At 61.2% G+C, this 12,408-nt stretch carries 11 protein-coding genes; 6 read left to right on the forward strand and 5 right to left on the reverse strand.

Features of this window, described 5'->3' with window-relative positions; all coding sequences use genetic code 11:
* The first annotated feature begins 1 nt into the window (after position 1).
* From AB8B02_RS26590 to AB8B02_RS26600, 3 genes are all read left to right on the forward strand, one after another.
* Entirely contained in the window at positions 2 to 868 is an 867-nt protein-coding gene (locus AB8B02_RS26590; RefSeq protein WP_068737690.1) for a branched-chain amino acid ABC transporter permease, read from the forward strand.
* Positions 865 to 1,860 (forward strand): branched-chain amino acid ABC transporter permease, encoded by a 996-nt coding sequence (locus tag AB8B02_RS26595; protein ID WP_231078435.1) that lies wholly within the window; start codon positions 865 to 867, stop codon positions 1,858 to 1,860. The genes AB8B02_RS26590 and AB8B02_RS26595 overlap by 4 nt, the downstream gene beginning before the upstream one ends.
* 114 nt (positions 1,861 to 1,974) lie before the next feature.
* Positions 1,975 to 3,339 (forward strand): FAD-containing oxidoreductase, encoded by a 1,365-nt coding sequence (locus AB8B02_RS26600; protein WP_439065608.1) that lies wholly within the window; start codon positions 1,975 to 1,977, stop codon positions 3,337 to 3,339.
* Positions 3,340 to 3,343: 4 nt separating this feature from the next.
* Here the strand turns inward: AB8B02_RS26600 and AB8B02_RS26605 are convergent, their stop codons facing one another.
* The 5 genes from AB8B02_RS26605 to AB8B02_RS26625 all read right to left on the reverse strand — a co-directional run bounded on the left by AB8B02_RS26605 (position 3,344) and on the right by AB8B02_RS26625 (position 7,682).
* Positions 3,344 to 3,523 carry a hypothetical protein gene (locus AB8B02_RS26605; protein ID WP_439065609.1) on the reverse strand — a complete coding sequence of 60 codons (180 nt, stop codon included), beginning with the start codon at positions 3,521 to 3,523 and terminating at the stop codon, positions 3,344 to 3,346.
* 173 nt (positions 3,524 to 3,696) lie between these two features.
* Complete coding sequence (locus AB8B02_RS26610; protein WP_093758024.1) at positions 3,697 to 4,446, reverse strand: glucose 1-dehydrogenase; 750 nt, start codon at positions 4,444 to 4,446, stop codon at positions 3,697 to 3,699.
* A 113-nt stretch (positions 4,447 to 4,559) separates the two neighbouring features.
* On the reverse strand, positions 4,560 to 6,143 hold the full coding sequence (locus tag AB8B02_RS26615; RefSeq protein ID WP_439065610.1) for a Na+/H+ antiporter: 1,584 nt from the start codon (positions 6,141 to 6,143) through the stop codon (positions 4,560 to 4,562).
* A 188-nt stretch (positions 6,144 to 6,331) separates the two neighbouring features.
* Positions 6,332 to 7,396 carry a glycosyltransferase family 4 protein gene (locus tag AB8B02_RS26620; protein WP_439065611.1) on the reverse strand — a complete coding sequence of 355 codons (1,065 nt, stop codon included), beginning with the start codon at positions 7,394 to 7,396 and terminating at the stop codon, positions 6,332 to 6,334.
* 1 nt (position 7,397) lies between these two features.
* Complete coding sequence (locus tag AB8B02_RS26625; RefSeq protein WP_139285809.1) at positions 7,398 to 7,682, reverse strand: hypothetical protein; 285 nt, start codon at positions 7,680 to 7,682, stop codon at positions 7,398 to 7,400.
* Between the two features lie 17 nt (positions 7,683 to 7,699).
* Between AB8B02_RS26625 and AB8B02_RS26630 the strand changes: the two genes are divergently transcribed.
* From AB8B02_RS26630 to AB8B02_RS26640, 3 genes are all read left to right on the forward strand, one after another.
* A complete protein-coding gene (locus AB8B02_RS26630; protein WP_089266712.1) occupies positions 7,700 to 9,466 on the forward strand; it encodes an ABC transporter ATP-binding protein in 1,767 nt (588 codons plus the stop codon).
* Positions 9,467 to 9,541: 75 nt separating this feature from the next.
* Entirely contained in the window at positions 9,542 to 11,743 is a 2,202-nt protein-coding gene (locus AB8B02_RS26635) for an amylo-alpha-1,6-glucosidase (protein WP_439065612.1), read from the forward strand.
* 59 nt (positions 11,744 to 11,802) lie between these two features.
* On the forward strand, positions 11,803 to 12,390 hold the full coding sequence (locus AB8B02_RS26640) for a PRC-barrel domain-containing protein (RefSeq protein WP_439065613.1): 588 nt from the start codon (positions 11,803 to 11,805) through the stop codon (positions 12,388 to 12,390).
* Positions 12,391 to 12,408 lie beyond the last annotated feature (18 nt).

Consider the following 12,408-nt stretch of genomic DNA (forward strand, 5'->3'; position numbering starts at 1 on the left):
TGTGACCGAACTTTATCAGGCTCTCGCCCAAGGCCTTCTGATCGGCGCCACCTATGGCTTGCTGGCGCTGGGCATGGGGCTTGTCTACGGCGTGTCGGGCGTCGTCAATTTCTCGCATGGCGATTTCATCTCGCTCGGCATGTTCATGTGCCTCGCGCTGTACTCCGCCTTCGCCATGGACCCCTATGTGTCGATCATCATCACGGTGCCGCTGATGACCGCCATTGGCGCACTGGTCTACATCTTCCTGATACGGCCGATGGTCGGACATCAGTTCCTGATGGTGGTGCAGCTTACGCTCGGTCTGAGCCTGGTGCTGCAGAACGGCATCCTGATGGTGTTCGGCGGCGAGCCGGCACGTACGCCCTCCTTCGTCGAATCCAAGCTGATCATTCTCGGTGACGTGGTGCTACGGGTGCCGCATATCGTGGCTTTCGTCGTCTCCTTCGCGCTGGCGATCGGCCTTTACATCATGCTGCGCTCGACCGATTTCGGCCGCTCGATCCGTGCCGTGCACCAGAATGCCCATGCCGCGGCCCTGATGGGCATCAATGTCGGCCGCGTCCAGGTGCTCACTTTCGCGCTCGGCATCGGCATTCTCGCATTGGCTGCCGCACTGCTGCTGCCGGGCACTCCGATCCAGCCGACCCAGGGTCTGCGCTACACCGTGATCACGCTGCTGGTCGTTGTGCTCGGTGGCATGACCAATTTCGTCGGCATCATGCTCGGCGGCCTGATCATCGGCATCGCCGAAGCTTTCGGCACGATCTATCTCGACGGCCCGATCGGCTTGCTGCTGCCATATATCATCTTCGTGGCGATCATGCTGTTTCTCCCGAAGGGCCTGACCTGGAGCTCGGCACGATGAGAGACGAATTCTACAAGACGCTCGCATCGCCGATCTGGTGGGGCGCGCTGGTCATCGCCGCCATCATGCCGTTCGTGCTGTCGAGCTATTACGTCCACATTCTCACGCTGGCGCTGGTCTATGTGGCACTGGCTTCGTCGTGGAACATCGTCGGCGGCATGGCCGGGCAGATCTCGCTGGCGCACAGCCTGTTTATCGGCATCGGATCGATGTTCTCGGCCGCGCTGTTGCTCAAGCTCGGCATCAATATGTGGCTGGGTCTCGTGATCTCGGCGGTGATCTCCGGAATCCTGGGCGCCGTGATTGCCTGGATCGATTTCCGCTTTCAGCTCGGCCATCTCTCTTTCGTGCTAATCACGCTGGCTTTCGCGGAAATGGGCAGCATCGTTGTCGAGGGCTGGGACTTCCTCGGCGGCGCGTCCGGGCTGCTGCTGCCGAAGGACACGGGTAATTTCCTGGCGTTCCAGTTTGGCGGCGGTCACGGTGCGTTCTGGATGATGCTGGGGCTGGCGGCGATCTGCGTGCTGGTCAATGTTGCGATCCTCAATTCGCCGCTTGGCTATTATCTGCGCACCATCCGCGACAACGAAAAGGCGGCACAGGCGATTGGCGTCAACATCCTGCGCTACAAGATCACCGCGATGGTGATCTCGGCGATGCTCGCCTCCGTCGTTGGTACCGCCTATGTGCGCTATCTCACTTTTGCCGATCCCTATCTGCTGATCTCGCCCGTCATCACCATCGAGATCGTGCTGTTTGCAACCGTCGGCGGGCTCGGCCGCGCCTATGGCCCCGCGCTTGGCGCATTGCTGCTGGTGCCACTTGGTGAAATCCTGCGCGGCAAGCTCGGCAGCACGCTGCCCGGCCTGCATTATTTCATCTACGGCATCGTGGTGATCTCGGTGATTTTGGTGACGCCGCGCGGGCTGTTGCCGCTGTTTGAACGACTCTGGGCGCGTTGGCGCGGCCCTGCGGTTGCCGGCAAGCCCTAAGCGGCTCGGGAGCTGGCGGCGCTGGAACTTCGGTCATCCGTTGGCTGATGCCGTTTCCAACGCTAGTCTCTCGCCGCGGTGGAGCATTGGCTCTGCCGGTTGGGAGCTGAAATCATGCGCTTCGACGCTATCATCATCGGCGCTGGGCAGGCCGGACCTTCACTCGCGGGTCGGCTCACATCCGCAGGCATGTCGGTCGCGATCGTCGAACGTCATCTGTTTGGTGGCACCTGCGTCAATACCGGCTGCAAACCGACCAAGACGCTGGTCGCCTCCGCCTATGCTGCGCATCTTGCGCGCCGCGGCAGCGACTATGGCGTGATGATTGACGCGCCCGTGCGGATCGATATGGCTCGCGTGAAGGCGAGGGCAGACGAGGTGATCCGCGACTCGCGCAATGGCGTCGAAAGCTGGTTGCGCGGCATGGACAAATGCACGGTCATCAACGGCCATGCGCGCTTCGAATCTGCGGATACGATCCGCGTCGGCGATGAGTTGCTGACGGCTCGGCGGATCTTCCTGAATGTCGGTGGGCGGGCCGTCGTGCCGGATATGCCGGGGATCAACGACGTCACCTATCTGACCAATACAGGCATCCTGCAGTTCGACCGGGTACCGAAACATCTGGTGGTCATCGGCGGCAGTTATATTGGGCTCGAATTTGCGCAGATGTATCGCCGCTTCGGCGCCGAAGTGACGGTGGTTGAGAAAGGCGCGCATCTGGTCTCGCGCGAGGATGTGGAGATTTCAGAGGCGATCCGCGATATCCTGCTCGCCGAGGGCATCCATATCCGAACCAATGCCGAATGCATCACCTTCAAGCCACATCCCGATGGCGTGACTGTCGGTGTCGACTGCACCGAAGGCGCGCCGGAGATCATCGGCAGTGATGTTTTGCTCGCCGTCGGGCGACGGCCGAATACCGACGATCTCGGTCTCGACAAGGCTGGCGTCGCTGTGGACGCGCGGGGCTATATCAAGGTCGATGACGGTCTCGCTACCAATGTGCCGGGCATTTTTGCGATGGGCGATTGCAACGGTCGCGGCGCCTTTACGCATACGGCTTACAACGATTTCGAGATCATCGCCGCCAATCTGCTCGATGGCGCAAGCCGCCGCGTCAGCGATCGGCTTCCCGGCTATGCGCTGTTCATCGATCCGCCGCTTGGCCGCGTCGGCATGACGCTGACTCAGGCAAAGGCCACAGGAAAGAAATTGCTGATCGGCAACCGGCCGATGACCCATGTGGGCCGTGCCGTCGAGAAGGGCGAGACCGCGGGCATGATGCAGGTTGTGGTCGATGCTGAAACGAAGAAGATTTTGGGAGCCGCCATCCTCGGTACCGGAGGCGACGAGGCGATCCATGGCATCCTCGACATCATGAATGCCGGCGCCGACTATACCCAGTTGCAATGGGCGGTGCCGATCCATCCGACAGTGTCGGAACTGATCCCGACACTGCTCAACGAGATGAAGTGACCGCTCAGGCGGTCTGGAACTTGAGCACGGCCATCAGCGTCAACAACGTGGTTGCGCAGGATGCAGACACAATCGCCATATTGATCAGATTACGGGCTGCCATTGTCACGACTGCAGAAGCGGGGTGAGCCACATCGGGCGCAGCATTTTTCTTGCGCGGAGCCGGTTTCTTCTTTGCTGCCATGATGATCCCCAAAGAGAGGGGTCAGACCGTTGACCGGCCTGACCCTGACGCCTTCCCTGCCGAGGTGTGTCCCTCGATCATGACGCGACCATCGCATGAATGACCGGTGAACTGCTTAACGCGAGTGGTAAATCGAATCTGACCGGATTCGATGGTTTATGAATTTCCTCGTTCTAGATTGTTCGCCCGCCATCGACCGGCAGGATCACGCCGGTGAGGAACTCGGATTCCTCGCCTGCCAGATACACGCAGGCATTGGCGATATCCGAGGGGCGCGACATGCGGCCGAGCGGGATCGTCCCGATGAATTTGGCGCGGTTCTCCGGTGTATCCGGCACGCCCATGAAGGATTCCAGTAGCGCGGTTTCGCCGATCACCGGCGCGATGCAATTGACGCGGATGCCATCGGGCGCCAGTTCCACGGCCATCGATTTCGACATCAGGTTCACCGCGCCTTTGGTGGCGTTGTACCAGGTCAGGCCCGGACGCGGCCGGACGCCGGCTGTCGAGCCGATATTGATGATGCGACCGCTCTTCTGCTTCTTCATCACCGGCACACAGGCATTGGTCATCAGGAAGATCGATTTCACATTGATGTCGAACGCCTTGTCGAATTCTTCTTCGGTCACTTCGAGCAAGGGCTTGTTGCGAAAGGTCCAACCGGCATTGTTGACGACGACGTCGAGCTTGCCGAATTTTTCGACCGCGAGCTTCACCGAGGCATCAACATCCGCCTTGCTGGTGACGCTGCCGCCGAGGGCGATTGCGCTGTCGCCGATCTCGGCCGCAACCTTCTTCGCGCCATCGGCATTCAGATCGAGGATGACGACCTTGGCGCCTTCGCGCGCGTAAGATCGTGCGATCTCGGCGCCGAAACCCGATGCGCCGCCGGTGACGATGGTGGATAGGCCTTGAAGTCGCATGTTGTTTTCTCCCGGATTTTGCGCCTTGGCTGGCGCTTGACGATCAAGGTTAGAGCCGATGGTGGCGGCTGTGAAGGCGCTACGGCGAATGGCTGCTAAAGGAAGCGTGGCTTTTACAGGAAGCGTCTTGCGTTGACTTCTTCGAGATCGAGGCCTTCCTCGATGGCGTGCAGCACGCTGTCGTGGATTTCACCCTCACGGTGCATCTTCAGAAGCTCTGCACGGCCGGCTTCGATGGCGGCCAGCACGGTCGTGTAATGGTCGATGCGGTGCGGCGATAGTGCCTCGGCCTCTTCGGCATAGCGCGCTGCGGCGCCCTTGCGATAGGTATATTGCTCGAACAGGCGCGGATGGCGATGTGTGCCGTCATCATTGCGTGACGCCTTCTCGATAGCTGAAAATTGCGCGGCCGCAACGCGCGCGCGCGCCTGCGCCTCGCTGAGTTTGGAGTGATGCGGTGTGCGGACATTGTCAGTTTTGATGAGACGGCGCACGATCGGTGCCAGCGTCGAGCCCTGGACAAGGACCGTCACCAGGATGACTGCGAAGGTGATCGCCAGGATGACGTCACGGCCGGGAAATTCCTCCGGCAATGATAATGCGGCAGCGAGGCTCACCACGCCGCGCAAACCGGCCCAGCTCATGATGAACGGCACCGTCCATGGCGGAGCGGGGTCGCGGGCGCGCAGCTTCGGCATCAGCATGCGCGGCAGATAGGTGCCCGGAAACATCCAGGCGAAGCGCGCGAGGATCACTGCTGCGATGACAGCAGCCGTCACCGGCAACAGCGCCACCACGGCGTCATAGCCGCCGAGGCGATACAGCACGCCGCGCAGCGACAGCCCGATCAGGATAAACACCAGAGATTCCAGCACGAACACGACGACGCTCCACGCTGCGGTGGCCCGGGTGCGCGTCGCAGCGCCGAAGAACTCGTGCTGCTTCCATCCGAGGATCATGCCGCAGGCGACGGTGGACAGCACGCCGGAGACGTGGAGCTTTTCCGCGGCGATATAGGAGATCCAGGCGACCAGGAAGGTCCATGCAATCGCAAGGTCGATTTCCTTGATGCGCTTGATCACCAGGATGGCGGCGAAGGCGAAGACGATGCCAACAAGCAGGCCGCCGATCGCGACCGAGAAGAAACTCACGGTGGCCGCAGTGGCGCTGAACGAGCCGGTCAGCGCTGCCGCGATGGCGAAGCGCAGCAGCACCAGGCCCGATGCGTCGTTGACGAGGCTTTCGCCCTCCAGCAGCACGATGATGCGCGGCGGAAGCGGCACGCTCTGCAGCACGGCCTTGGCCGCCACCGAATCCGGCGGCGAGACGATGGCGCCGAGCGCAAAACAGGCAGCCCAGGGCAGCGACGGCATCACCAGATGCGCAACCACGCCGACCACGAGGGTGGTGAAGAAGACAGCGCCGACGGCGAGCTGCAGGATGATGCGAAGATCGGCGCGGAAATCCCGCCAGGAGGTGAACCAGGCGCTCGACATCAGCAGCGGCGGCAGAAACAGCACGAGCACCAGCTCGGGGTCGATTTCGACATCCGGGGTGCCCGGGATCAGTGCGAAGCCGATGCCGCCGAGGATCAGTGCAGCCGCGCGCGGGAGCTGAAAACGCCGCGCGATCATGTCGAGCAAAACGATGACAGCCATCAGCAGCAGGATAATTTCGAAGCGGGAAACGGCGGTCATGAGGGCCTGTCGAGATGCGAGAAAAACGGTCGGACGTCGATTCGGGCCAATGCCGTGATCTGATGTCTGTCATCTATCTTGCAAATGTCGCACGGGCTGTACAGCGGGCCAGTGATTTTGCAGCAGGCCAGCACGAAAAAGGGCGACCCGACGGGCCGCCCTTCGATGCCTTAATTATGCGCTTCAGACTACTCTGCGCTGCTGACCAGTCGCAGCGACACCCTATGCTCCATCATGCTGCGATAGGTGGCCACATAATCGAGAGCCATGCGCCGGGCGGTGAAGCGGGTTTCGAACTGCTTGCGGATCGCTGTACGGTCCATGCCGGCGAGACGACCCACCGCGGCAACTGCACTGGTCTCGTCCTCGACGATGAAGCCGGTGAGGGCCTCGTCGATGATCTCCGGCACCGAGCCGCGATTATAGGCGATGACCGGCGTGCCGCAGGCCATGGATTCGATCATCACCAGGCCAAACGGCTCCGGCCAGTCGATCGGCAGCAACAGACCATAGGCGCCGCTGAGGAATTCCGGCTTCTCGCGGTCGCTGATCTCGCCGATATATTCGACCAGCGGATTATCCATCAGTGGGCGAACGACCTGCTCGTAATAGTCCTCATCCGCGCGGTCGATCTTGGCCGCGATTTTCAGCGGGATGCCGGCGCGGATGGCGATCTTGATCGCGCGGTCGACGCCCTTCTCGGGCGCAATACGCCCGAGCACGGCGAGGTAGCTCGGCGTGATCGGTTGCGGCGTCAGCAGCTTCTCGGGAAGGCCGTGATAGATCGTACGCACGAAATTCGCCTGCGGTACCGGGCGCCGCTGCGCGTTCGAAATCGAAACAACGGGAATCTTGGAGAAAGTCGTGAAGGTCGGCTGATGTTCCGGCAGATCCAGACGGCCGTGCAGCGTCGTGAGAAATGGTGTGGGTTGGCGGGAGAATAGCGAGAACGGATAGTAATCGAGATGGAAATGCAGAACGTCGAATTCGTCGTCGTCACATTTCTGTCTTACGCGTTCAAGCATCTCCATATGGAGTGCGTTGGGATCGCGGACAGAGCCGTCGAGCCGCAGCGCCTTCGGCCATCCGGCGTCGAGCTTGCCTGACGTTTGAGAGTCGCCGCTGGCGAACAGCGTAACATCATGCCCCTGCGCCACCAGCTCTTCGGTCAACCAGTGGACGACGCGTTCCGTGCCTCCATAGAGCTTCGGCGGAACGGCTTCTGTCAGCGGAGCAACTTGCGCGATGCGCATTTTACATATCTCCCATGTTGGAAGTGATGAACAACTTCAGCGACGACGTGTCGGTACCGGTATGCCTGAAGCTGGAACGTTCTCGCATCTGCGAGGTTCCTATGTGATCTGCGTAGTTCGTCCACACTGTGGTCTTGCTGATGCCATCACGTTCAACCACGGTTTCCGGAGTGTTAATGCTGCCCGAATGTTGCGCCGAGATGGCGAGAGCGTGGGAAATTCGGGATGGCATCATCTCCATCAGCGGGCGGGGACGCTGTCCGTCGAGATTCTTGTTCTTATTCAACGGGTTTTGACAATCACATGGACAGTCTTTCCGGATATGCGTATCGCCCTTTCGCTTTCGTGATGCGCTACATCAGGATGCGTTCTGCATCGCATCTGATCATCCTGATATCCGTGCTTGCAGCCGTCGCCTGTTCGGTGGGCACGCAGTACGGAATTAAATTTTTAGTCGATGGCCTCTCATCGGGGCCTTCGGGAGCCGGTAATACCGTCTGGATCGCATTTGGCGTTCTGATCTCGCTGATCACGGCAGACATGTTCCTGTGGCGCGTGGCCAGCTGGACCGCGAGCTACACATTCGTTGGTGTCACCGGCGATCTCAGGCGCGATATCTTTCGCCATCTGACCGGACACGCACCGAGCTACTTCTCGGATCGGCTGCCCGGCATGCTGACCAGCCGTATCACGGCAACATCCAACGCGGTCTTCACGGTCGAAAACATGTTTGTCTGGAACGTCTTGCCGCCCTGCGTCGCGACATTCGCGGCTATCCTGCTGATTGGAACCGTCAGCCTGCCGATGGCGGCGGGACTGACGGTCGTGGCGGGCGCGGTCGTCGTGATGATGTTCAAGATGGCCGCGGCCGGCAAGAAACTGCATGACGACTTCGCCAGCAAGGCGGCCGCCGTCGATGGCGAAATGGTCGATGTCATCAACAATATGCCGCTGGTCCGCGCATTTTGCGGATTGAGCTTTGAGCATGATCGTTTCGATGAAACGGTCGATCGCGAGCTGAACGCCCGTGGTCGCAGCCTGCGCTATCTCGAGCGTCTGCGCCTGACGCATGCGGCCATCACGGTCGCGCTGACGATCGGGCTGCTCGCCTGGGCGATCATGCTGTGGCAGCGAGGCGGCGCCAGCACCGGCGACGTCGTTCTGATCTGTACGCTCGGTCTCTCGATCCTGCATGCGACGCGAGATCTTGCGGTAGCGCTCGTAGATGTCACGCAACATGTTGCGCGCCTGTCCGAGGCGCTGTCCACATTGCTGGTACCGCATGAGCTCAGCGACCATCCCGAAGCCGAGCCGCTGGTGAAGTCAGGTGCAGCGATCGCCTTCAACAATATCTCGTTCCGTTATCCCGGCGGTCTGCAGGTGTTCGACAAGTTCACGTTGCGACTCAATGCCGGCCAGCGCGTTGGCCTTGTCGGCCAGTCCGGCGGCGGCAAGTCGAGCCTGTTTGTATTGCTGCAGCGCTTCTATGACGTGCAGGATGGTAGCATCACCATCGATGGCCAGGATATTTCACGCGTGACCCAGCACAGCCTGCGTCACGCAATCTCCGTGGTACCGCAGGACATCTCATTGTTCCATCGCTCCATCATGGAGAACATCCGGTATGGACGTCCTGAGGCGACGGATGACGAGGTACTGCGTGCCGCTATTTCGGCGCGTTGCGACTTTGTTGAGACGCTGCCGGAAGGTCTTCACACCATGGTCGGGGACCGCGGCGTCAAACTGTCCGGCGGGCAACGTCAACGCATCGCCATTGCACGCGCCTTCCTGAAGGACGCGCCCATTCTGCTGCTGGATGAGGCAACGGCGGCCCTCGACAGTGAATCGGAAGAGGCGATCCGTGAGGCGCTGGCGCGTCTGATGCGTGGTCGCACGGTAATCGCGATCGCGCATCGCCTCGCGACGCTGCGCAATTTCGATCGCGTGGTCATGCTGCAGAGCGGCAAGATCATTGAGGACGGCAAACCTGATCATCTGATGCAGGGCGAGGGGCCGTATCGGGAACTCGTCACACAGGAAATGAGCCGTCTCGCGCAGCACGCAGCCTGACGACTCAGTTATCCTCTCCAGGCGCTGCGTTTATCTTCGTGCCTGTCTTCACCTTACAACCGGCCGAGGTCATCCATGCCCATCGAAGCCGCCGCGACCAAGTTGAACGCTATCGCCGATCAAAAGGCGGTCGAGTCGCCGTTCTACATTCCGATGACGGGTCCTGCTTCGCGCCCGCGACGTGCGCTCAAGCACGACGATACGTTTGTGGTGCTCGACAGTCATGGTGACATTGGCGCGTCCGCGGGCGGGCCGGATGGCCTGTTCAATGCCGATACGCGTTATCTCGCGCGGCTGGAGCTGGCGCTGAACGACGTGCAGCCGTTGTTGCTCGGTTCGAATCTGCGCGATGACAACTCGTCGCTGACCGTCGATCTGACCAATCCGGATATCTATCGCAACGGCCGCCTCGTGCTGCAGAAAGATATGCTGCACATCGTGCGCACGTTCTTCCTGTGGCGTGGTGCGGCTTATCAGCGGATCGGTCTGCAAAATCACGGCGAACACCGTGCGAGTTTCGATCTGACGCTGTCATTCGACAATGACTTTGCCGATCTGTTCGAGGTGCGTGGCGAAAAGCGCAAGCATCGCGGCATCGCCACCAGTCGCCTGGTCGGGCCCAGTGACGTTGCGCTGGAATATACCGGCCTCGACGGTAAGCCGCTCAGCACGATGGTGCATTTCGATCCGCGCCCGACGCGGCTGGCGGCCAATACCGCGACCTACCACTTCGAGCTGAAGCCGCAGCAAACGACGTCACTGTTCGTTGCTGTCAGTTGCAACGCCGAGGTCGGCCACAAGCCTGTACCGTTCTTTCGTGGCTTGCTCGCGCATCGCCGCGAGATGCGCAATTTCAGCAAGGGTGCGGCGACGGTCGAGACCTCGAACGATATTTTCAACGAGGTGCTCTGCCAGGCGATGGCCGATCTCAGTATCCTGATGACGAATACGCCGCAGGGCCGTTACCCTTACGCCGGTATTCCCTGGTATTCGACGACATTCGGTCGCGATGGCCTGATCACGGCGCTGCAACTGTTGTGGATCGATCCGCGCGTGGCGCGCGGCGTGCTGAAACGGCTTGCGGCATTTCAGGCGAAGTCGGTCGATCCGCTTGCGGATGCCGAGCCCGGCAAGATTCTGCACGAAATGCGCGGCGGCGAGATGGCTGCGCTCCGCGAAGTCCCGTTCGCGCAATATTACGGCAGCGTCGACTCCACGCCGCTCTTTGTGATGCTCGCAGGGATGTATGTCGAGCGCACCGGCGATGATGAAACCCTGCACGAGCTGTGGCCGGCCGTTGAGGCCGCCCTCGGATGGATCGATGGTCCCGGCGACCCCGACAAGGATGGCTTCGTCGAATATCAGCGCGCCACCGAACAGGGACTGCAGAACCAGGGCTGGAAAGATTCGTATGACGCCATCTTTCATGCCGATGGAAAGCTCGCTGAGGGCAATATCGCACTGGCGGAGGTGCAAGGCTATGTCTTCGCCGCCAAGCATCTGGCGTCGCGTCTCGCATTGCGCACAGGCCTGCCCGACAGGGCCCGGCAGCTCGAGGCCGAAGCGGAGCAACTTGCTGCGCGGTTCGAGGAAGCATTCTGGTGCGAGGAACTCGGCACCTATGCGCTTGCGCTCGACGGCAAGAAGATGCCTTGCGCGGTTCGTGCCTCCAATGCGGGACAGTTGCTGTTTACAGGCATCGTCCGTGAAGACCGTGCGCGCATGGTCGCTGCCGACCTAATGCGTCCGCATTTCTTCACCGGCTGGGGCATTCGCACCATTGCGCGCGGCGAGGCGCGCTACAATCCCATGTCCTATCATGACGGCTCGATCTGGCCGCACGACAATGCGCTGATCACACTCGGTCTGGCGCGCTATGGCCTGAAGCATTCGGTCGAGGCCGTCTTCAAGGGCCTGTTCGACACCGCGGCCTATATGGACTTGCGACGATTGCCGGAATTGTTCTGCGGCTTCCAGCGCGAAAAACGCCGCGGCCCGACCTTGTATCCGGTGGCCTGCGCGCCGCAGGCCTGGGCTAGCGCTACGCCGTATACCCTGCTCGAGGCAGCACTAGGAATCGAATTCGATGTTGCGCGCGGGGAAATTCGTTTCCGCAATCCGCGGCTGCCCGCTTTCCTGCAATACGTCATTTTGCGTGATCTTCGGCTCGGCGAATCCAGCGTCGATCTCTGCCTGCGCAAACACGAGAACGATGTGTCGCTGGAAGTGCTGCGAACCCGCGGTCAGATCCAGGTATCGATCGTATTGACGCATTGACGCGTCGCCTGGCGCTGGGGTCGTGCCCATCAGCGAAACGCGTGAGTGAGGGAGTTTCCATGCCTGCAATTCGTATCGTTGCCGGATTGGCTGTCGCGTTGGCGTTGAACGCCGTGGCCGTGTGCCAGGCGGCGGATGCGCCTGTGCCTCCGCCCGCGACGTCAGAGAAATCCACCCCTGAAGCGCAGCCGTCCGTGCCGTCGCCCGCACCGGATGCGGCTGCGGTGCAGCCGGCAGCGCCACCGGTCGCGTCCACGCCTCCTGCGCCTGTCGCCAAGCCGCCATCGGTTACGGTGATCGACGCTTTCGATGCCAAGGGCATTCTCGGCCGCGACGTGCGCAGTCCCGGAAGCGAGAATATGGGACGCATTGCCGACGTGATCGTCGATCGCGCGGGCCAGGTGCGCGGCGCGGTCATCGACTTCGGCGGTTTCCTCGGGGTCGGCTCGCGCAAGATCGTGGTCGATTGGGGTGCGCTGCATTTCTGGAACGTGGCCGACAAGACCGCCAGCATCACGCTCGATCTTACACGCGAGCAGGTGCGTGCTGCGCCGGAATACAAGGACGACCAGCCCATCGTCGTGCTCGGCGCGTCCGGCACACTGACGCCGCTGAGGTTTCCGCCTCTTACCATGCAGGAGCGCTAATTGGCGGTTCACGCGACC

The sequence above is a fragment of the Tardiphaga sp. 862_B3_N4_1 genome (genome assembly GCF_051811085.1).
GTDB lineage: Bacteria > Pseudomonadota > Alphaproteobacteria > Rhizobiales > Xanthobacteraceae > Tardiphaga > Tardiphaga robiniae.

Coding starts and splice junctions, on each gene's coding strand:
- AB8B02_RS26595 (WP_231078435.1), top strand. CDS start 865: ATGAGAGACGAATTCTACAAGACGCTCGCATCGCCGATCTGGTGGGGC.
- AB8B02_RS26600 (WP_439065608.1), top strand. CDS start 1,975: ATGCGCTTCGACGCTATCATCATCGGCGCTGGGCAGGCCGGACCTTCA.
- AB8B02_RS26605 (WP_439065609.1), bottom strand. CDS start 3,523: ATGGCAGCAAAGAAGAAACCGGCTCCGCGCAAGAAAAATGCTGCGCCC.
- AB8B02_RS26610 (WP_093758024.1), bottom strand. CDS start 4,446: ATGCGACTTCAAGGCCTATCCACCATCGTCACCGGCGGCGCATCGGGT.
- AB8B02_RS26615 (WP_439065610.1), bottom strand. CDS start 6,143: ATGACCGCCGTTTCCCGCTTCGAAATTATCCTGCTGCTGATGGCTGTC.
- AB8B02_RS26620 (WP_439065611.1), bottom strand. CDS start 7,396: ATGCGCATCGCGCAAGTTGCTCCGCTGACAGAAGCCGTTCCGCCGAAG.
- AB8B02_RS26630 (WP_089266712.1), top strand. CDS start 7,700: ATGGACAGTCTTTCCGGATATGCGTATCGCCCTTTCGCTTTCGTGATG.
- AB8B02_RS26635 (WP_439065612.1), top strand. CDS start 9,542: ATGCCCATCGAAGCCGCCGCGACCAAGTTGAACGCTATCGCCGATCAA.
- AB8B02_RS26640 (WP_439065613.1), top strand. CDS start 11,803: ATGCCTGCAATTCGTATCGTTGCCGGATTGGCTGTCGCGTTGGCGTTG.